Here is a 270-nt window from a genome sequence, read left to right as displayed (position 1 = left end):
GCGGCTTCCTCCAGGAATGCGCGCCAGTCGCGCACGCCGCTGGCCGAGCGCAGATCGAAGGTGATGCGCGAATGAATGCAGCCGTCGCCGAAATGGCCGTACAGATTGGTCTTGTAGCCATAGCGCTCGACGAGCGCCGTGAATTCGCGCAGATACGCGCCGAGCAGTGCGGGCTCGACGGCGGCGTCTTCCCAGCCGACCACCGGGTCGGGCGCGGCGGGATCGCGCGACAGCGAGGTCGCCGACGCGCCGGTTTCGCGGATCGTCCAC

At 68.9% G+C, this 270-nt stretch carries 1 protein-coding gene; it reads right to left on the bottom strand.

What is annotated here, in order from left to right; translation table 11 throughout:
• Nucleotides 1-270: FAD-binding oxidoreductase (locus tag SB816_RS31880; RefSeq protein WP_410548228.1), on the bottom strand; the 270-nt coding region annotated here is incomplete at both ends.

Source organism: Achromobacter sp. SIMBA_011, from assembly GCF_046535435.1.
In the GTDB taxonomy this organism is placed as follows: domain Bacteria; phylum Pseudomonadota; class Gammaproteobacteria; order Burkholderiales; family Burkholderiaceae_B; genus Achromobacter; species Achromobacter dolens.
The sequence above is the reverse complement of the archived record's forward strand: the minus strand, read 5'-3'. Positions and strand labels throughout refer to the sequence as shown.